We start from the raw sequence: 18971 nt of genomic DNA, 5'->3' as shown, positions 1-18971 counted from the left end.
CTCCTTTCCAAGCCGTCAGAAGAAACGGTTAAATAATTTTTTAATCATTTTATCAGGCTTTGCCTTTTGTTGCTTTGGCTCTTCAAATTGTAAGTCAAACACCATATGCTCTAGACGATGCCCATCAAACGTATCCTCTAGCAAATGTTTTTCTATATCAAGCTTTCCTGTTGGATTGTAAAAAATAATATCCACGCCAAAACGATTTAAAAATGCTAAAAGAGCAATATCTTCTCGTGATAATGACGGCTGCTGCGGAGCTTGATAGAGCACCACTTTGGGAACTTCCTGAGCATAATCAAAACTTTGTAATAGGCGCAATATATCCTTTGGAATCATCGTCATTTGTTTGAATATAAATAATTGCAATTCGTACTGTGACTCATTTGGCTGCAGTTTCAGCATGGGCTGTTCACAGGACGTTTTAATTGTATGAGCAATTGCTGATTGTAGCTCCAATGTCAAATCATCATATTGCCACCAATCACTTTGCATAATCCGCTCCGTAGATAGTTCACCATTCACTAAACAATGTTTATAGTGAAAATGAAAATTAGCTCTACTCGTTTTTGCATATGGAAATTCATGCACAAATACAGCTTGTGGGCTAGCAAGCAGTTGATGCATATACCCCCAATATTCTTCACGGCTACTAGATACACCACTAATTTTCGCGAAAATTACAGGAATGATTACTTCATCCCTAAGCACCTCAAATTTCGGGCGAACCATCGCCTTTTCATTGGCATAAATAAAAATATCATCATATGTCATACGTAGTGTTAATGAACGCGGCAAATGATCTTTAAATTGCCATGGTCGATAAACACCAGAATGCTGGTCATGCATTAAGTGTTCAAAATGTTGGCTAGAACTATAGCCAACTGTAGCTTGGCGATCACGTAATTTATCTGGGAATGGCTGTAACGCTGTTTGACTTACATAGGAGTGCGTAACAGAAAATGCATCTGTCGGATCCACAGTAGCAAATTCATCAATCGCCGCTGGATGGAAGATTAACACATCGCAGCCAAGCTCCATTAATAATAGGAGAAAATAGCGCTGACTAATTGTTGTTTCACCATACCAAACGACCTTCGGAAAATCATCTGTCGGTTTCATCGCTTTTGTCCACTGAATCCAATGGTTTTTGAGCCACTTCACCATATCAATTAAAAAGCGTCGAAAGTCATTCGCTAGTAATCCAAGTGATTGCTGATCTCTGAAGCGCTCCACTACTCGCATCGTCACTAGCTGTAAATGACGATTCATCGAAGGATCATCATGCTTAGGAATTAGTTGATGACCATACATCATGGCAATCAGTCGATTAATCGACAAGCCTTTAGGGGATTGCTGATGTTGTTCTAAAATCGTTTGCAATGCCTGAAAATCCTTTTGCTCAATATGTTTGTTTAATTCTTCGCTTAAAATATGGACATTTGGATTTTGTGACATTGTATATAAGGAATTAAAATAATCATCTTCTTCTATCGGGACACCTAATATACGTACAGCAATACGACTAAAACGTACGTGTTGTGCTGTTACCTCGTAAACTGTTCGCGCGTTAGCTGTATCTTGGAAGGCTTGTAGCCAATCATAAGAATCTCTTTCTAATACCGATTCAATTGTGACTGTTTGCATACAAGCATCACCTCCTTACATCATACTTCCACAATCGGTTGCTTGGCAGCCAATTGTAATACATCTTCTAATAAATATTTTGTAAATGCTTCACCGCTATGAGCCGAATATACTGTGTTCTTTAGTATTTGAGGTTGTTTGTCTTTTAAGTCACCGTGGTATGGCGTATAACCCCTATCAGCCAAAGCGAGCATTCCATAATCCATTATGGAATCACCCGCTGCCAAGTGCATATTATATGTACAATGCTCCTTCAAATACGAAATTGCGGCTTCTTTCGTAAGCGCCTTTGGCATAAAGTACAATTTTCGTCCTTGCAGCAGTACATGCCAACCATGTACTGCAAAGTCTTGAATTATTGCCTGCACTTCGTCCTGCTGTAAAATATTACAATCCACATAATGAACATAAAATAGCTCATCAACATAGAACGATTGTTGAAGCCAATCATCTGATTTTATGCTATTAAATTGGCGTACCAAATCTGCTTGAGGAATTGAGGAATCTTCAATTCTTTTGCGTATAATTTTGGACCATTCCATATTAGGGCGTCCTTGTTCTATTATTGTACCCCCATTACTCGTAATTGCAAAAGTAGGACGCAGCTCTTTTATTACATGTATTCGTTCATACTGATGTATTGCACGTGTTGTAACAGGAACGAATAATGTTTGTTGGTGGACTTGTTGCAATAATGACATCGTTACTTCAGTCATCATACTAAGTGCTTCCCCATCTTTTCGTTCAGCTGTAATTGGAGCTGTATTTGGTGGATACTTATCCATCATGCGCTGTGAGTAAATAAGCGTACGATCTAAATCAGATGTAAATAGTAGCATGTCTTCTCTCCTCTACACTTCTTTTATTAAGCCACAGCATGCATAGGACATTTGTGGATATTCTTCAATTTCCACATTTTTTTCCTTAGCTAATAGTAAAATGTGCGCTAATTCATGCACATATTTAGGGTTAATTAAAATTTTCCAAGGGACTCTGCGAAGTAATACCCGTGTTGTTTCCCCAACTCCTGGCTTCACAAAGTTACTATTTGTTATGCCATAATGTTGTTGAATAGCAACAACGGTTTCCAACCCTTGCCACGTAATTGTAGATGGTATTCGTTCACGAAGCTGTTGCTCCACATCGTTCTCTACTTGTAAAAAATACGCGCTAATACGGTCAATATATACATTGGAGACATCAGCCACTTGTAGTTCTTTATAAAATTTTGCCCCGTGAAAATCATTTACATCCATGAACTGTGCATTCCATACTGTTCGGCTAACTAAGCCCGAAACGGTTGAATTTAAACATGCGGATGGTATTAAAAAATCAGTACGTGTACCATAGATCGCTGCACAATGTCCTGGATCAGCAAGTACTGCTAATGTCGCATCCAACTGTTTATTGTTTTGCTCATTAAAGCTTTCACACGCTTGTTGTAATTCTCTCGTAATCGCGCCTTTCCCTGTCCAACCATCAATAAATTGAATTTGTGCAAGTGGGTGCTGAGTAAATATGTATTTGATAGCGTAGTCATCAATACCCCGACCTCGGAGAATCGAAATAGTATAGTGAGGAACGTTCACGTTATAATGCATTTTTATATAACGCTTAATTAAAATACCAATAGGCGTTCCTGCTCTCGCTAAACTAACAAGCACTAAATGTTCTAAACCACGGCGCTCTACAATTTGTTGAGCCACCAATCCTACAGCAACCGCAATACGTTGTGCATAATCATCTAACGTTCGATAAAACAGGTTCATATATGCTTCAGAAGGAAGATACTCTACTGGCAACATTTCTGAATAGTGGGTACCCGATTGAATAAGTCGTTCACGCTGTTCATTATCTATTTCTAAGTTAACGTTACTAATATCTCGTAGTAAAAAGACAACATCTTCAGGTGAATAGCTTCCCATTTTATCTGGTTGCTTCATTTCATGCATTATTCAGTCCCCCATTCGTGCATACAAATCACATAAATATTTGCGTTACTTACAGATTTCAATGCATGTACTGCCCTTGCCACTACCTCTTCATTGGCTATACGTTCTATGACTAAAAAAAGTTCCGAATATGAATGGCTATGTAAGTTGTATAAGTAATTTTCAACACCATTATTTTCTGGACTTTCGAAAGCAATTTTTTCTGTTATTGTATAGGATGGATTATTTGCACAATAAATTGGGCTACGTGTCGTTGATTGGAAATAAACATCCTCTCCTAAACAAGTCGCTATCTGCATTGGCACATACATAAACTCCCCTGTACCGATGACAAGGGCTGGTCCATCTGTACGAAGCCCTCGTAACTGATCCGCGATAGTTTGATACAGCTTCTTTTGGGCAGCATGTTGCTCAGTCGTTAACATTAATCGACCTGTTGCTAACATATAAGGCGCTCTATTTTCCACACCATTTTCAGCGATAGAATAGTAATGTTTCTGTTCAACTACCTCGTTCACTGAAAGCAACTTCATTTCTGTTGTTGCTTGAGAGGTACTTTGCACCTGATAATTTGTTAAAAGTGGTGTGCCATCACAAATAAATTGCCCACTCATAATCGATACAAAATCAATCGTTACCCCCCACCTAGCCTCTAGCTCCGCAAACATCGCTTGTTGCTGTGGCGAACGCCAATCTAAAATCGATAAAACAGAATAATGCTGAACAGTAGGGAACTTTTGGCGTAGTGTTTCAATAATGTTTACCACTGTATTTCCTGTTGTAATTTCATCGTCAATGAGCACAATTCGTTTTGCCTGCAGCAGTTTTTCAGGTTGCTCGCAGTACACGCGATGACTCGTCGCGTGCGAATGTTCTTCTTCGAAAGTGACAAACGGTTCGAGCTCTGGTAGTAGTTCTCGCGTCGTATGGACATAAGTTGCATTGGACTTAAAAGCATTGAAAACAGCATGACCAAGAGCTGTTGCCGTTTCAGCAAAGCCGATAAATAAAACTTCCTCTGCTAGTTCCAGTCTTTGCTCCTCTACTTGCTGTAAAATCCCTTGCATATTTTGCTGATTTTTTATCGCCTGTACAACTGGCTGTAATAACAAACAATCATGACCAACCAGTTTTTCATGATACATCATTGCTAATAATGCGCCTGTCAAAATCGGCACCTGTGGACGAACTGCTAAATGCTTACCAAGGACGGTACTCACAAATAAAAACTGTCTCTTTTTATTAATACGTGTCGCCATTTTGAATAAATCCGTCATCGCAAAATCATAAGGGTTTTGGGTAATCTCAATATCAATTTTATAATCTTGAATAATGTTCATCTTGTTGTTGAGCTTCGTCATCTGTACTTCCTCCTACACTTGCATTCAATAAAAGAGAGGCAAAATCTGCAGATTCATTGTATACACCATATATATGTGCTTGGCGTAAAACTTTCTGTGCCCATCTCATATGTGGCTTCATTTCATTCATTTTATTGGCATAATGGCTTTTTAAAACACCCTTTTGCCCTTCATTATCAATAATACTAGTAGCATCTACATATTCCTCATAAGAAACAACATAAAGTGCATGTACAATTCGAATATGACTTGGATGTATAATTGTTTTACCTAAAATGCCATTTTGTCTGTCTAAAATTACTTCCTTCATCAAGCCATCCAAATAATCATCAAGTAGTGCCTTACGTGCATATAAAGCTCCCTTTTCACTGAATGGTGTAGCTCTTAGCGTTGGTTTTAATACCCGTTCATTACTGAAATACTCCCATACTGGTCCCGAAATAACAAAGTCATCTTCTTCACGACCTAGTATATTGACGATATCTGCAATACAATCTCGAATAACGGCTATATCATAAATTGTTGAGTCTACTCGACGACGAATTCCATAAATTCCACAAAAATCAGTAGCACCGATACGTACGTTAAGTACACGTTTTCTATATTGACGCAGCACATCTCGTATCGCAAATAAAGCTTCCATTCGAGACTCCTTATATAAAATGTCTCGGCTTTCTAAAATAGGCATTCCATATAGCGTTAGCTGATGCTGTTCAATCGTTTGCTCAAGTATTTCAAAATAGGCAGCTCCTTGTCTAGCTGTGAACTTAGGAAATACATAGCCCGTAAGCACTTCCTGTTGCTTTCCTAATACAGACGTCAAAAGTCTAAATTGCTCTATACTCCGCACACGAATAAATAGGAGTGGCAAATCTTCAAGCAAAATTTCGTTATGGACATAAAGTGTGTAGAGTGCGCTTATATCCTCTATTATTTTTTCTTCACAGCTCGTTAACTCTGCATCTCCAACTGCATCCTCTAAATCTATAACAAACGACTTTAAATCTTGATATTTTTGTGATTGTACCATTTCAATAATGTTAGGCATAGATGCAGGCATATATAGCGTTGCACCTAATGCGTACGATAAAATATCTGGTGAATCTAGTTTAGTAAATGTGCGTGGTTGTTGATAAAAAATCGTCTCCGCTTCAGTTGCAAAATATTGCATCCAATTCTCTCCCTCATCAAAGAATGACCTTTGTAAAAAAGACACTGCATCAACCTGTTTATACAGACTAATACAGTGCCTTCCGTTAAGTTCATCATGATTTAAATTAATGCCTACTAGTGGACATTGCAGATATACATCGTACTTTAATTACTCTAGACCATAAGCATTGATTAATGAAGCGAGCCCACCTTGATAGCCAGAGCCAACAGCGGCAAATTTCCATTCGCCATTATGACGGTACAGCTCACAAAATACGACCGCGGTTTCAATACTGAAATCTTCTGCTAAATCATAGCGAAGAACTTCTGAACCAGATTCTTCGTTCGATAAACGAACATATGCATTTAATACTTGTCCGAAATTTTGACGGCGACCTTCAGCATCGTAAATTGTCACTGTTACAACAATCTTTTCAATTTGAGGGGATACTTGCTTTAAATTCACAAGAATTTTTTCATCGTCTCCATCACCTAAACCAGTACGGTTATCACCCATATGCTGGACCGATTTATCGGGACTTGTTAGATTATTATAGAAAATAAAGTCTTGTTCATTACGGCATTTTCCCGATGCATCCAATAAAAACACTGATGCATCTAAGTCAAAGTCACTTCCTCCATCGAATTGTTTAACATCCCAGCCTAAACCAATCCCTACATTATTTAAGCCTGGATCCTGTTTCATTAAATCAATGCGTTGTCCTTTACTTAACTGAATACCCATTAGAAAAAAACTCCCTTTCTCGTGTAAAGTTAAACCGTTAGTTTACGCTTAAGCCATAATCATTACAAAGTGCAGCTAAACCGCCTTGGTATCCAGCACCAATCGCGTTAAATTTCCATTCACCACCGTGGCGGTATAATTCGCCTACAACGACAGCTGTTTCAATACTAAAGTCTTCACCTAAGTCATAGCGAACGATTTCTTCATTCGTAGCGGCATTTACAATGCGGATAAATGCGTTAGACACCATACCAAAGTTTTGGCTACGTGCTTCTGCCTCGTGGATTGTAACAGTGAAAGCTAAGCGTTGCACATGTGCAGGTACTTCTTTTAACGAAACTTTAACGATTTCGTCATCCCCTTCGCCAACTCCTGTTAAGTTATCGCCAGAGTGTTCAACAGAACCATTACCACCAATAGTATTGTTGTAGAAGATGAAATCATTTTGATCTGCTACTTTACCTGTATCAGCAAGTAAGAAAATCGACGAATCTAAATCAAAATCATGTCCACCATCGTATTTATTTGTGTCCCATCCTAAACCTACAATTACATTTGATAAGCCTGGGTTTGTTTTTGTTAAATCTACTTTTTGCCCTTTTTGTAATGAAATACCCATTTGTATTCCTCCTCAAATTTATATTTATTGATATCTTCGAACTACATCACCAAGTTTTACATCATTTGTACCGTTACCAACAGCTGCAAATTTCCATTCGTTACCGTGACGATAAATTTCACCACACACTAGCGTCGTTAAATTCGAATAATTATCAGTTAAATTATAACGAATTAGTTCATTACCTGTCTTGTCATCGTACACGCGAATATACGCATTTTGAATCATACCGAAATGTTGATTACGTCCAGCTGCATCATAAATGTTAACGACGAATACTAATTTATTGTATTGAGCAGGTACTGCCCCTAGCTCAACTGTAATTACTTCATCATCACCATCACCAGCACCAGTTAAATTATCACCAGAATGTACAACAGATCCACATTTACTCGATAATTTTCCGAAGTAAACTACGTCATCTCCTGCAACTATACGATCATCCTGTAACATTAAAACTGAGGAATCACAGTCAACATCTCTGCCTGCTGTTCTACCACTCGAAAATAAGCCTCCTAAAAAGCCACCGCTTTTTGTTTGACTTACAGGGTCCCACCCTAAGCCTACTTTAATTTTATTTAAACCAGCATTGCCTTTTGTTAAATCTACACGCTGTCCCTTTTGTAAATTAATCCCCATTTTTAATGCCCTCCTTATTTGAATGCACCTCTGCTAAAAAGTTGCTAACAGTATAAGCATCGATATACTTCTTCTTATAATAAGTCTTGTACGCTTCCTTAAAACCTTCATTAGTGAGCAGTAACTGCGTCAATAAAGTATGTATGTCAGCATAAATTAAGTCTAAAATAATATTACATAAAATTCAAATAATGGCTCCAGGATGAAATTGTAAATTTATAGTTAGTTCATTTATTCGTCTTAACAAGTAAAAAAACCTTCTAGCTTTTTCAGTAGAAGGCTATTTTACATATTAGCTTTTCATTTTCGGATCTAGTGCATCTCGCAAACCATCACCCATTAAATTAAAACCTAGTACCGTTAGCATAATCGCTAAGCCTGGGAAAATCATTGTCCATGGCGCCTTTAATAAGTAGATACGGGCATCAGCTAGCATTTTACCCCATTCTGGTGCTGGTGCTTGAGCCCCTAAGCCTAGGAAGCCTAATGCAGCTGCTTCAATAATCGCTGTCGCAATTGCTAATGTTCCCTGTACAATAATTGGCGTCATTGAGTTTGGTAAAATGTGAGAAAATAAAATACGTGAATCTCGCATCCCTATCGCTTTTGCTGCTACGATATATTCCTCTTCTTTTACACTTAACACTTTTGACCGAATTAACCGCCCAAAGTTAGGTACGTTAATAATCGCAATCGCAATTAAAGCATTTTGTAATGACGGCCCAAGTACAGCCACTACAGCGATTGCTAATAAAATGCTAGGAAACGCCAACATAATGTCAAAAATACGAGAGATAATTGTATCTATCCATTTTCCATAATAGCCTGCAAGAATTCCAAGTGTACTTCCTACAACTACCGAAAGAATAACGGCAAAAAATCCAATCCTTAACGAAATACGCGCACCATATATAATTCGTGAAAGAATATCCCGACCAAAGTCATCTGTTCCAAACCAATGTGCACTTGAAGGTGCCAATAATCGTTTTGATAAATCTTGTTCATTAATCCCTTGAGGAGCAATCATTGGACCAAATACAGCAAGTAGTATAAAAAATATTACTATCCCAGCACCAACTAGGGAGATTTTGCTTTTTTTAAAGCTTCGCCAGCCTTCTCTCCAAGGACCTGCCGCACGCTCTCGACTTGCTATTGCTTCTTTTTTAATTTCTATCGCACCAGTCATTATCGCATCTCCCTCCTATTTGTATTTAATGCGTGGATCTATCACTGTATAAAGTAGATCGACAATTAAATTGATCATGATGAAAATAAACGCAACGATTAAAATACCCGATTGGATAACTGGATAATCACGGAAGCCAATTGCATCATAAATATAACGACCAATGCCTGGCCAACTGAAAATCGTTTCTGTTAAAATGGCGCCGCCAAGTAACAACCCTGTTTGTAATCCAATTACTGTTAGTACCGGAATTACGGCATTTTTTAATGCATGTTTATAAACGACGATAAACATTTTTTGTCCTTTTGCTCTAGCTGTACGAACATAATCGGAGCGCATTACCTCAAGCATAGAGGAGCGGGTAATCCTGGCAATAATCGCCATCGGAATCGTAGCAAGTGCCACCCCTGGTAACACTAATCGCTTTATAACTTCCGTAAACTGATCAAATCTCCCTTGAATGAGCGTATCGAGCAAATAAAAATGCGTAATGGCGGTTATTGGGTCACGGACATTATCACGTCCAGATGTTGGGAACCAGCCAAGGTTAATGCTAAACGCCCATTGTTCCATCAATCCTAGCCAAAAGACTGGCACAGATACACCAATTAAAGCAATGACCATTGCTAAATAATCAAACCATGAATTTTGGAACCAAGCTGAAATAATACCTGCATTGACACCAACAATAATTGCGATAATCATCGCAAAGATAGCTAATTCTGCTGTTGCCGCTAAATATGGAAAAATTTCTTGTGAAACAGGTAACTTCGTACGCAATGAAACGCCTAAATCGCCCTGAAAAATACCACCTAAATAGCCGAAATATTGTGTGTACCATGGCTTGTCTAATCCTAAACTTGCGTTTAATGCCTCAACCGCCTCTTTCGTCGCCTGCTGACCTAAAATCACTTGCGCGGGGTTACCAGGAATTAAACGAATTAACATAAAGACGATAAAAGTCATTCCAAGCAAAACTGGGATTAATTGAAATAAACGTCTTCCCATATAGTGAAGCATCTTCTTCACCTCTCTGTAATTTTCTAATTATACTTTTGCTACGAAAAGCATTGAAGTCAATACACATACTGTAGAAAGGGACAGCCTTCAACAAACGATAGACGTTTAGATGGTTTGTCTTTCATACAGAAAAACGGGTTGCGACCAACATAGTCACAACCCGTTTTTACAACGCTAGACAAAGTCCAAAGCTGTAAAAATCTTGTTACGTCACTATGAGTAAGCGACAATTTTCATTTCTCTATTGTCTAATTCATATCTACTGCTTCTAAACGGTCAGAACCCGTTGGATGTGCATGGTAATTTGTAACTTTTGTACTTGCAGCTAAAATAGGAATTGAGTGTGCAAGTGGAACCCATGGAGCATCCTCAGAAATAATTGTTTGCGCTTGTTTGTAAAGTTCAATACGTTTGTCTTCGTTCACTTCTGTTTGTGCAGCTACAAATAATTTGTGTAACTCTTGGTTGTCATAGAACGTGTAGTTATTTGAGCCGATATTATCAGCGTCTAATAATGTGTAAAGGAAGTTATCAGCATCGCCGTTATCACCAGTCCATCCAAGTAAGAACGCATCCGCCTCACCATTTTGAGCTTTTTCTAAATACGTAGCCCATTCGAATGAAACGATTTTAGATGGAATACCTACATCAGCTAAATTCTTTTGAATTGCTTCTGCAATTTTTTGACCATCTGGCATATATGGACGTGGTACTGGCATTGCCCATAGCTCAATTTCTTTACCGTCATAGCCTGCTTCTTTCAGTAAAGCTTTTGCTTTTTCAGGATCATACGCATAACCTGTAATATCATCGTTGTAGCCAGCAATAACTGGTGGCATTGGGTTTTTCGCAGGTTGCGCTAACCCTTCATAGAAAGCATCTACTAATGCTTGCTTATCAATTGCATAGTTTACTGCTTGACGAACTTTTACATTATCAAATGGAGGGCGTGTTACTGTTAAACCAAGATAACCAACGTTCATAGAAGGACGTTCGATTAATTGTAAATCGCCATTTGTTTCGATTGATCCTTTATCAGATGGACTTAAACCATCGACAACATCTACCTCGCCATTATTTAATGCATTTAAGCGCGCTGAGTTATCAGGAATCGAACGGAAAATTACTTTATCTAATTTCGGGAACCCTGCAATACGATAGTCAGGATTTTTCTCAATTGTAATAGAATCATTTCGTGTCCATTTTACAAATTTGAATGGACCTGTTCCAACTGGATTATCGATAAGTGCATCGTCATTCGCTTCGAATGCAGTTGGAGAAGCAATTGCGAATGGTGACATTGCTAAGTTTTTCAAGAATGGTGCTTGCGGCTGCTTCAGTTTAAATACAACTGTGTAATCGCCTTCTGCTGTAATTGCTTCAATTACTTGCTCACCGCCCATTGTAAATTGGGACATGAAGTACGGGAACTTATCAGCGCCAGCTTTCCAGCGCTCGAAATTTTTCACGACTGCTTCTGCATTAAAATCAGACCCATCGTGGAACTTTACGCCTTCTTCAAGTTGGAATGTATAAGTTAATCCATCATCTGAAGCTTCCCATGATTTTGCTAAACCTGGATGCAATGTAACATCTTCATCTCCAAAGTTAATAAGTGTTTCATAGAGATTCACTGTAACTTTAAAAGATTCACCTTCTGTTACTGTCGCTGGATCAAGTGCAGTAGAGTCCCCACCTCGACCATATACTAATGTTTTTTCACTGCCGTTAGCTGAATCGCCGCCAGTAGACGTATCTTTTGAACCTGTATCCTTGCCATCAGAGCCACCACCACACGCAGCTAAGATTGTCGAGAGAACAAGGATTAGCATTACGCCTAATGACCAAAGCTTCTTTTTCTTCATTTATTTTCCCCCTAAAACTTTTTTATATCATTTAATGTTGAAGCGCATCATAAAGATGACAAGCAACATAATGACCCTGTTTCACTTCTTGCAGTTTCGGAACAACGCTTGAGCATTGTTCTTTCTTAAAAGGACATCTCGTATGGAATGCACAGCCGCTTGGCGGATTGGATGCACTCGGAATATCTCCAGATATAATAAGCTGCTCACGTTCAAAAGTTGGATCAGGCACAGGAACAGAAGATAATAATGCCTGCGTATATGGGTGGAGCGGCTCTGCATATAAATTCTCACTATCTGTCAGCTCTACTAACTTGCCTAAATACATAACCCCGACACGATTACTAATATGTCGCACAACCCCTAAGTCATGTGAAATAAATATATAAGTAAGCTTTAATTCCTTTTGCAATGTTTGCATTAGATTTAAAACTTGGGCTTGAATTGATACATCCAGGGCTGAAACGGGCTCGTCTGCAATAATTAGACGAGGATTGGTCATTAGCGCACGAGCAATTCCAATACGTTGTCTTTGCCCTCCACTAAATTGATGTGGATAGCGTTTTGCGTGATATTCATTTAAGCCAACGATTTCGAGAAGCTCTATTACTTTCTTTTTGCGTTCTTTCGAATTGCCCATACCATGAACAATGAGCGGTTCCTCTAAAATCTTGCCAATCGTATGGCGTGGATTTAACGAAGCATAAGGATCTTGGAAAATCATTTGGATATCCCTTCGCGCTTTCCGCATTTCATTGTTTGATAATGTGGAAATCATTTTGCCTCCAAATTCAATGTTACCTGCTGTCGGTTCAAGTAAGCGCATTAATAGGCGACCTGTAGTTGACTTCCCACACCCCGATTCACCAACTATGCCTAATGTTTCCCCTTCAAAAACTTCAAAGGAAACATCGTCCACAGCTTTCACATCCCCAACCTGCGTATTAAGGAATCCTTTCCGAATAGGAAAATACTTTTTTAAACCATCAACCTTCAACAACACTTTCGACATAATGAACCACCTCCTGTTCTTCCATTAAAAAGCACCTTGCTTTATGTTGCTCTGTCGCTTCATATAAAGGTGGTGTTTCCTGTAGGCAACGCTCCATTGCAAATTCACAGCGTGCTGCAAATCGACAGCCGTCTTTAATCGTGCCCGGCTTTGGAACACTACCAGGTATCGAATAAAGACTGTCTTTTTTATAACGCATATCTGGTACCGATTTAATAAGTCCTTGTGTGTAAGGGTGCTTTGGCGTTTTAAAAATTTCCTGAATAGATGCTTCTTCAACAATTTGTCCAGCGTACATAACGATAACGCGTTCACAAGTTTCTGCTACAACACCTAAATCATGCGTAATTAATAAAACAGCAGTATTCATCCGCTTGTTCAAATCTTTCATTAGTTGCAATATTTGAGCTTGAATCGTCACATCTAGCGCTGTTGTAGGCTCGTCGGCAATCAGTACCTTCGGGTCACAGACAAGTGCCATGGCAATCATTACACGTTGGCGCATCCCACCTGATAATTGATGAGGATAATCCTTTAATAGTTCCTCCGCACGTGGTAACCCTACTAGTTTCATAATTTCTACTGCGCGTGCAAAAGCCTTCTTTTTAGACCACTTAGGATTATGAATTAAAATAGCCTCTTTCAACTGATCCCCAATCGTAAATAAAGGATTTAAGGAAGTCATCGGCTCTTGAAAGATCATCGCCACATCTTTCCCACGCACTTTTTGCATTTGCTTATCAGTTAATTTAGCTAAATTTTTGCCATCTAATAGTACTTGTCCGCCTGTGATTTTTCCAGGTGGCGATGGTATCAATCCCATAATGGACAAAGATGTTACGCTTTTGCCACTGCCCGATTCCCCAACAATCCCCAAAATTTCCCCTTCATGGACCGAAAAATCAATATCGTCAACGGCAGGAATCTGTCCATCATCTGTGAAAAAGGTTGTTTGTAAACCTTTAATCTCTAACAGCTTTTTTCGCATGTTCAACCGCCCCATCCTACCAATATTTTTAAAAATTACAAATTTATAGTTTATTATATACTAACTATCAATAAATTCTCTATTTTCAGATAATTCTAACTAAATTTCTCCTCTCTTTCAATCATTATTTTTCTACCATTAGCATATATTTTCTACATTTTTCGCCTCACTTATAAATATTTCGTATTTTAACGATGTTTTTCTACAAAAATAGCTTTCATTTAACTTGGAAGAATAGAAGAAGCCGTTGCTTGCTGAAATAAGCCATTGCATACAAAAAAGCCTTTCATTCAACTAGAAATGAAAGGCTCACAATATACAAGTGCCAGGCACTCAAACAATTTCTTACAAAGAAAAAAACATAAGACGCAACAAACCGTGCGTTTGCGAGGGTTGCGGCTAACTCTGTGCCTACGTCAGTGTCAGGCACTCAAACAATTCGCTCGAAAATTAATGACATTCGTCATCTTTCAATACTCAATCTAAGTGTTGCACTTGGAATAAATTAAAGTATGTGCCTTGCTCCTTCATTAGTTGCTCATGATTCCCTTTTTCAATTAATTGTCCATGATCAATAACAAAAATATTATCGGCATGTGTAATAGTAGAAAGTCGGTGCGCAATAATAATGGTTGTTCGGTCATGCACTAAGGCATCGAGCGATTCTTGAATAAGCGCTTCACTTTCTAAATCTAGTGCTGATGTTGCTTCATCTAAAATTAAAATCGGTGGATTTTTTAAAAAGACGCGGGCAATGGCAACACGTTGCTTTTGTCCACCCGATAATTTTACACCTCGCTCGCCAACCTTCGTGTTATAGCCATTTGGCAAGCCCATAATAAAGTCATGCGCATTAGCCGCTTTTGCAGCAGCAATTACTTCTTCCTCAGACGCTTCAGGTTTACCCATCAATATATTTTCTTTAACTGAATCACTGAACAAAATATTATCCTGTAGCACGATTCCAATTTGAGAGCGTAATGAATGGATTGTGACATCCTTCACATCATGACCATCTACATATACCGCTCCATCTGACGTATCATAAAAGCGTGGAATTAAGCTAATAATGGTAGATTTCCCACCGCCGCTCATCCCTACAAATGCGACCGTCTCCCCTGGATTTATGGTAAAATTCATGTTTTTTAAAATTTGCGAACCATCTGCTTCATATTGAAAAGCGACATTCTCAAATCGCACCTCACCTGTTGCAGGCGATAATGGTAGTGCATTTTTTTTATTTTTTACTTCATAAGGCTCGTCTATTAGTTCAAACATACGATCCATCGAGGCAATCGACTGTGTTAACGTTGTGGATGCACTTACTAATCGGCGAAGTGGTCCATAAAGGCGTTCAATATACGCGATAAAAGCAACCATTGTTCCGACCGATAAAGATCCATTAATTACTTGATAGCCCGCATAAGCAATAACAAGTAATGGTGCTACATCTGTAATCGTATTGACGACCGCAAAAGATTTAGCATTCCATTTTGTTTGATCTAATGCTTTTTCTAAAAACTCGCCATTCGCTTCATTGAATAATTTTTGCTCATGCTTTTCGAGCGTAAAGCTTTTAATAATACTCATGCCAGCTACTCGTTCATGAAGATAACTTTGAACACCTGCAAGTGCTTGTGAACGGTTGCGTGTTAATGTTCGAAGTTTACCAAAGAAGAACCTAACACTAATTGCATAGAACGGGAATGCAATGAGCGCAACAAGTGTAAGTTTGACATCCAATGCTAGCATAATACAAACGGCAATAACAATCGTTGCTAAGTCCAGCCAAACATTCATCAAACCTGTCATAACAAAGTTCTTCGTTTGCTCCACATCATTAATTACACGTGAAATAACCTCACCCGCTCTTGTATTGGCGTAATACTTTAAGCTTAGGCGCTGTAAATGCGAGTAAATCTCTTTGCGGATATCAAAAAGGACCTTATTACTCACATGCTGTGCAAAATATTGACGGTAGTATTCTATTGGTGGTCGTATAACAAAGAACACAATAATTGTACCGCCTAGCCAGTAAAACAATTCTTTTGTTTTTTCTGTATCCGTCAAATCCTCCGCACCAATAATATCATCAAGTACTATTTTTATGAGCAGTGGAATGAATAACGGGATTGCAAATTTCACTATACCAATTAAAACCGTTAAAATAATTTCCCATGTGTATGGTTTTACAAAACGCATATAACGCTTTATACTACTCATTTTTCATCACTTCCTTATTAGAAAACCTCATCCCTATGTGGCTTTCTATACATTAAAAAAAGAAACAGACATTCTATTACGAATGCCCTTACGTATTATAGCAATATTTAGCATGAAGTACAGTTAGTTGACCTTTAATGCTAACTATTTTCGATTTACATCGATAGTTCTATTTATAAAATACCCCTTAAATGCAAAAAAACACCCATTAGTTGAACTAATAGGTGTTACTGACAATCATCTGCTTGCATATCGAGCTGAAACTTATAACGACTTGTCCAAGCATCGATAAAATCAGGTGCAAAGGGTCCTCTTTTTTGTTGTATCCAGCTAATTAATTTTTCGACATTACGCTTTAAAATTTTATCGATGACATCTGGGTAAGACATTTCCTGGCGATGCTGTTCATATTCATCTTCATCTAAAAGGGTATACGACATATCTGGAAAAACCTTAATATCTAAATCGTAGTCAATGTATTTAATGGCATTATTATCGAAAACAAATGGTGAGCTTAGATTACAATAATAATACACACCGTCTTCACGCAGCATGCAGATGATGTTAAACCAGTGCTCCGCATGGAAATAACAAATAGAAGGCTCTCTCGTTAGCCACGTACGACCATCGGATTCTGTCACAAGTGTTCGTTCATTCGCACCGATTATAATGTTTTTAGTTCCTTTTAAAACCATTGTTTCTTGCCAAACACGGTGGATGCGGCCATTGTGCTTATAACTATGTATTTGTATCGTTTCTCCTTCTACCGGTATTGCCATTTTTGAAGCCCACCTTTTCGTCTATGCTACCTAAATCTAGCAGTCTCTAGTATATTATAGCAATCTGTACGCGAAAGGTGTAGTTGAAAACTACAAATTTCACTGTGTCATGTTATTTATGTACAAATTTTCGAAAATTAATAGCAATTTCCATCATAACAGCAACTTTAATGGGATTTTTTAACTTATGTTATAAACTTATGCGTATCGGAGGAAAAATAGAAAAGGGCTGTCCTTTTCATCTTTTCGATTTTTAGACAGCCCCTTAGAAGGTAAATGCAATTATGCAGTTACAAAGTGCTTACTCGCTCGCGTTTTGGTTATTCTTAGCATATTTGCCTGAAGCTTGAGCTTTATTCTGCTCAGCTTTAGCATTTTGCTTTTGCACTTCATTGAAGTCCGTTTCGTAACCAAACTCTTCACTTTGGCGTTGCATGTTTTTATTTGCTTGTTGGTTTGTGTTTTGATTTTTCTTCATCAGTCATTCACCTCCACGCTAATTATTGTGTACAGAGGTGATTACTTTTATGCTCATTAATTTTTTTATTTTCGTTGCTTCGTTATAGTGTCTCCCTATTTTATCGCTTGCCATATTTTTAACATTGGCACTGGCATTGGTAACAATTCTATTTGCTCCTGTGTTAGCCAATCACCCTTTTCACATGATTTACACTTCATATAATAAGCATTCACATGCCAAGTTAAATGTGAGAAAACATGTTTAAATATTAAAATTTCTCGTTGTGCTTGTGCCTCTACTTCATAGTGCTGAGCAAATTTTAATAATGAGTCTTCTGCTTGCTCAACCATCGGGAACTGCCACATATTCGCAAGTAAGCCACTTGCGGGACGTTGCTCCATTAAAATTCGACCGTCCTCATCTTCACAAACAAAAACGTCGTATGAAATATGCTTCATCTTAACTTTTTTTGATTTAACAGGCAGTTTTTCAGGTTCTCCTTCATTAAAAGCGGTGCAATATTCACGGACAGGACATAACAAACATTTCGGTGATGTTGGGGAACAAATAAGCGCTCCAAGTTCCATTAACCCTTGATTAAAAGATGATGCATTATGTGGATCAATTAGTTCTTCAACAGCTGCTTCGAAAATTTTCTTTGTCTTCGGCAGTGCAATATCATCATGTATATTGAGTACACGACTTAAAACCCGCATGACATTGCCATCAACTGCATGTTCGGGCTTATTATAGGCAATACTTAAAATAGCACCTGCAGTATAGGGTCCAACCCCTTTTAACTTAGAAATTTCATAGCGATTATCAGGTACGATTCCGCCATAGTTTTCTAGCACCTCACGAACCCCCGCTTGCAGATTTCTCGCTCGTGAGTAATAGCCAAGGCCCTCCCAATGTTTCAATAAATATTCCTGTGGTGCCTCAGCTAATAATTCTAAAGTTGGAAAGCTTTCCATAAAGCGATTGTAATAAGGAATAACTGTATCAACTCGTGTTTGCTGTAGCATTACCTCAGATACCCAAATTTTATAAGGGTCTTTAGTATGCCGCCAAGGTAAATCTCGTTTCTCTTCTTCAAACCATTCGACTAAAGATTGTCGAAATTCTGCTACATATGGATAATTCACAGTGACCTCCCGTGTCTTTACGATTTAATTTATGATTAAAAGGGTATACAATTAAGAAAAGCTATTCGCATAATATGGCAAAAACGTATAAATTTATTACAGTTAAACGTGACATCCGCCGCTGCGTTTCCTGCTACAGCCAAGGTTTTAACGCATTAATATAAGTCGCGGACTTTTG

17 protein-coding genes are annotated in these 18971 nt (G+C 38.3%); all 17 read right to left on the bottom strand.

Annotation, left to right across the window (positions count from 1 at the left end; genetic code table 11):
• Window positions 1-15: 15 nt before the first annotated feature.
• The 17 genes from NSQ74_RS07100 to mutY all read right to left on the bottom strand — a co-directional run bounded on the left by NSQ74_RS07100 (window position 16) and on the right by mutY (window position 18793).
• Window positions 16-1647: a YceG family protein gene (locus tag NSQ74_RS07100; protein WP_340822370.1), complete on the bottom strand. Its 1632-nt coding sequence runs from the start codon at window positions 1645-1647 to the stop codon at window positions 16-18.
• A gap of 20 nt (window positions 1648-1667) precedes the next feature.
• Window positions 1668-2486 (bottom strand): HAD family hydrolase, encoded by an 819-nt coding sequence (locus tag NSQ74_RS07095; protein ID WP_340822369.1) that lies wholly within the window; start codon window positions 2484-2486, stop codon window positions 1668-1670.
• A 12-nt stretch (window positions 2487-2498) separates the two neighbouring features.
• Window positions 2499-3599 (bottom strand): cysteine protease StiP family protein, encoded by a 1101-nt coding sequence (locus NSQ74_RS07090; protein WP_340822367.1) that lies wholly within the window; start codon window positions 3597-3599, stop codon window positions 2499-2501.
• Entirely contained in the window at window positions 3599-4960 is a 1362-nt protein-coding gene (locus NSQ74_RS07085; RefSeq protein ID WP_340822366.1) for a phosphoribosyltransferase family protein, read from the bottom strand. Before NSQ74_RS07085 ends, NSQ74_RS07090 begins: the two co-directional genes overlap by 1 nt.
• Window positions 4917-6131, bottom strand: a complete 1215-nt coding sequence (locus NSQ74_RS07080) for an HpcH/HpaI aldolase/citrate lyase family protein (RefSeq protein ID WP_340822365.1) — start codon at window positions 6129-6131, stop codon at window positions 4917-4919. Before NSQ74_RS07080 ends, NSQ74_RS07085 begins: the two co-directional genes overlap by 44 nt.
• 150 nt (window positions 6132-6281) lie before the next feature.
• The gene (locus tag NSQ74_RS07075; protein WP_340822364.1) at window positions 6282-6857 is read right to left on the bottom strand and encodes a TerD family protein; all 576 of its coding nucleotides are present in this window, start codon (window positions 6855-6857) and stop codon (window positions 6282-6284) included.
• A gap of 37 nt (window positions 6858-6894) precedes the next feature.
• Complete coding sequence (locus NSQ74_RS07070) at window positions 6895-7476, bottom strand: TerD family protein (RefSeq protein ID WP_340822363.1); 582 nt, start codon at window positions 7474-7476, stop codon at window positions 6895-6897.
• Between the two features lie 24 nt (window positions 7477-7500).
• Window positions 7501-8115 (bottom strand): TerD family protein, encoded by a 615-nt coding sequence (locus NSQ74_RS07065; protein WP_340822361.1) that lies wholly within the window; start codon window positions 8113-8115, stop codon window positions 7501-7503.
• A gap of 292 nt (window positions 8116-8407) precedes the next feature.
• Window positions 8408-9301 carry a nickel transporter permease gene (gene nikC / locus NSQ74_RS07060; RefSeq protein WP_340822360.1) on the bottom strand — a complete coding sequence of 298 codons (894 nt, stop codon included), beginning with the start codon at window positions 9299-9301 and terminating at the stop codon, window positions 8408-8410.
• 15 nt (window positions 9302-9316) lie between these two features.
• A complete protein-coding gene (locus tag NSQ74_RS07055) occupies window positions 9317-10321 on the bottom strand; it encodes an ABC transporter permease (protein ID WP_340822358.1) in 1005 nt (334 codons plus the stop codon).
• A gap of 248 nt (window positions 10322-10569) precedes the next feature.
• The gene (locus NSQ74_RS07050; RefSeq protein ID WP_340822357.1) at window positions 10570-12186 is read right to left on the bottom strand and encodes an ABC transporter substrate-binding protein; all 1617 of its coding nucleotides are present in this window, start codon (window positions 12184-12186) and stop codon (window positions 10570-10572) included.
• Window positions 12187-12217: 31 nt separating this feature from the next.
• Window positions 12218-13198 carry an ABC transporter ATP-binding protein gene (locus tag NSQ74_RS07045; RefSeq protein ID WP_340822355.1) on the bottom strand — a complete coding sequence of 327 codons (981 nt, stop codon included), beginning with the start codon at window positions 13196-13198 and terminating at the stop codon, window positions 12218-12220.
• The gene (locus NSQ74_RS07040) at window positions 13173-14186 is read right to left on the bottom strand and encodes an ABC transporter ATP-binding protein (protein WP_340822354.1); all 1014 of its coding nucleotides are present in this window, start codon (window positions 14184-14186) and stop codon (window positions 13173-13175) included. The genes NSQ74_RS07045 and NSQ74_RS07040 overlap by 26 nt, the downstream gene beginning before the upstream one ends.
• Before the next feature lie 477 nt (window positions 14187-14663).
• Window positions 14664-16409, bottom strand: a complete 1746-nt coding sequence (locus NSQ74_RS07035) for an ABC transporter ATP-binding protein (protein ID WP_340822353.1) — start codon at window positions 16407-16409, stop codon at window positions 14664-14666.
• Between the two features lie 227 nt (window positions 16410-16636).
• Window positions 16637-17188 carry a nucleoside tri-diphosphate phosphatase gene (gene ntdP, locus NSQ74_RS07030; protein WP_340822352.1) on the bottom strand — a complete coding sequence of 184 codons (552 nt, stop codon included), beginning with the start codon at window positions 17186-17188 and terminating at the stop codon, window positions 16637-16639.
• A gap of 301 nt (window positions 17189-17489) precedes the next feature.
• Window positions 17490-17666 (bottom strand): gamma-type small acid-soluble spore protein, encoded by a 177-nt coding sequence (locus NSQ74_RS07025; protein WP_340822351.1) that lies wholly within the window; start codon window positions 17664-17666, stop codon window positions 17490-17492.
• A gap of 95 nt (window positions 17667-17761) precedes the next feature.
• Window positions 17762-18793: an A/G-specific adenine glycosylase gene (mutY, locus tag NSQ74_RS07020; RefSeq protein WP_340822349.1), complete on the bottom strand. Its 1032-nt coding sequence runs from the start codon at window positions 18791-18793 to the stop codon at window positions 17762-17764.
• Window positions 18794-18971 lie beyond the last annotated feature (178 nt).

It is taken from the genome of Lysinibacillus sp. FSL W8-0992, from assembly GCF_038008685.1.
In the GTDB taxonomy this organism is placed as follows: Bacteria; Bacillota; Bacilli; order Bacillales_A; family Planococcaceae; genus Lysinibacillus.
The sequence above is the reverse complement of the archived record's forward strand: the minus strand, read 5'-3'. Positions and strand labels throughout refer to the sequence as shown.